Here is a 1496-nt window from a genome sequence, read left to right as displayed (position 1 = left end):
CAGGACTTCTTGGTCTACGAGCAGCAGTTGTCCTGGATTGGCCACATCCGGGCGGTAGCGGTTGCGCACCAGGGCGGAAGCCTTGACCTGAAACTCCCCCCGCGCTGAAGCTTGGGATCCCTGCACTTGGCTGGCGATCTCGGCTACGATCTCAGGGCCCACCTGCCGCCAAGAGACAATTTCCGCCGAGTAGGTCAACTGGGGATGGGCCTCCCATAGCTTGCCAATGGCCTCTTCCACCCCCTGCCGATCCAGGCCGTCCCGGTGGCGGAAGTTGGGGCTGTAGCCAGCCATCACCCCTGGCAAGTCGCGGCGGTTGGCAGCGTCTATCTGCTTTTGCAGCCACTCTACGAGCGAGGCTGGCGGCGGGCTAGAGACTTGCCGTTGGATCCCGCTTTCTAGGCGGACGGGGGCAGCTTGGGCCGGTAGCTTGGCAGGGAAAGGGATCCCCCAGCTCAAAGTCAGAGCAAGGAACCCAAGCAGTTGGGAAAGGGTGAATCGAGAGCTCAAACTGGGGGCCTCCGGCGGCAAATCTGCCCTTAGTTTAGCTTGCTGAAGGTTTAGTGTTGCCCAACGCGATTGGGCCTGGGTTTATCCTGGGAACTGGGTTCTCTGGGAGGTGTGCATGGCATCCCACCACTCTCCTGCTTTCCTGGCTTTGGTTAACGAGGCCAAAAGCCGCATCCAAGAGCTCACCGTTGAACAGGTGAGGCAAAAACAACTGCAAGGGGATCCCTTCTACCTAGTCGACGTGCGGGAAGAGTCGGAGTGGCAGGCCGGCCACATTGTCGGCGCCATTCACTTAAGCAAAGGCATCATCGAGCGGGATATCGAGAAGGTGATTCCAGATAAAGAAGCCGAGATTGTCCTCTACTGTGGTGGCGGCTTTCGCTCGGCGCTAGCAGCCGACAACCTGCAGAAAATGGGCTACCGCCGCGTGATCTCCATGGACGGCGGCATCCGCGCTTGGCGAGAGGCTGGCTTTCCGGAATCCCAGCCCTCACCCCCGACCCCTCTCCCGGAGGGAGAGGGGAGTTAGAGCGGTGCGTTCGCGACGGCGTTCAATAACGAGGTAGCCAGCCGTTTCGGTGCCAGTTGGGAAAAGCAGTGCACCAGGTCGCCGAAAAACACGGCGCAGAAGCCCTTGGCTCCTGCTTTGTAGTCCACCAGCGGCCCCAGTAGCCGCTTCCTCTATGTTCCGTCTGCTTTCCCAGGGTAAGGAGAACTATATTGGTCTCTAAGGCCATCGGCCCAGATCTCCCTCTTGTCCTTGCCATGCTCCAAACCCTGCCCCGTTCAGAGATTGCCGCCCGTTTGCAGCAGTTGCGCCAGCTTTTGCAGGAACACAATCTGGATGGGTTTTGGGTGCCCTCGGCTGATGAGCACCTCAATGAGTATTTGCTGGAATACCGCAAGCGACGGCAGTGGATTACAGGCTTTACCGGCTCGGTGGGGGATGCTCTGATTAGCCGGGACAGGGCCTGGCTGTGGGTGGA

Annotated in this window: 2 protein-coding genes and 1 pseudogene; 2 read left to right on the top strand and 1 reads right to left on the bottom strand. The window is 59.8% G+C overall.

Going from position 1 to position 1496, the window contains the following annotated elements:
- Positions 1-510, bottom strand: a pseudogene (locus tag NW863_RS12995) (hypothetical protein); the annotation flags it as partial.
- Between the two features lie 115 nt (positions 511-625).
- On the opposite strand from NW863_RS12995, the gene NW863_RS12990 reads away from it, so the two are divergent.
- Together NW863_RS12990 and NW863_RS12985 are read left to right on the top strand one after the other, a co-directional pair.
- On the top strand, positions 626-1039 hold the full coding sequence (locus NW863_RS12990) for a rhodanese-like domain-containing protein (protein ID WP_414366866.1): 414 nt from the start codon (positions 626-628) through the stop codon (positions 1037-1039).
- Between the two features lie 191 nt (positions 1040-1230).
- Positions 1231-1496, top strand: a 266-nt coding sequence (locus NW863_RS12985) for an aminopeptidase P family N-terminal domain-containing protein (RefSeq protein WP_414366864.1), incomplete at its 3' end; no start/stop codon positions are given.

Source organism: Synechococcus sp. B60.1 (assembly GCF_047462555.1).
Classification (GTDB): Bacteria; Cyanobacteriota; Cyanobacteriia; order Thermostichales; family Thermostichaceae; genus Thermostichus.
Note: the sequence above shows the minus strand (reverse complement) of the source record. Positions and strands in the feature narration are given on the sequence as shown.

Excerpts from the sequence above, each read along its gene's own strand:
- NW863_RS12990 (WP_414366866.1), top strand. The coding sequence starts at position 626 with ATGGCATCCCACCACTCTCCTGCTTTCCTGGCTTTGGTTAACGAGGCC.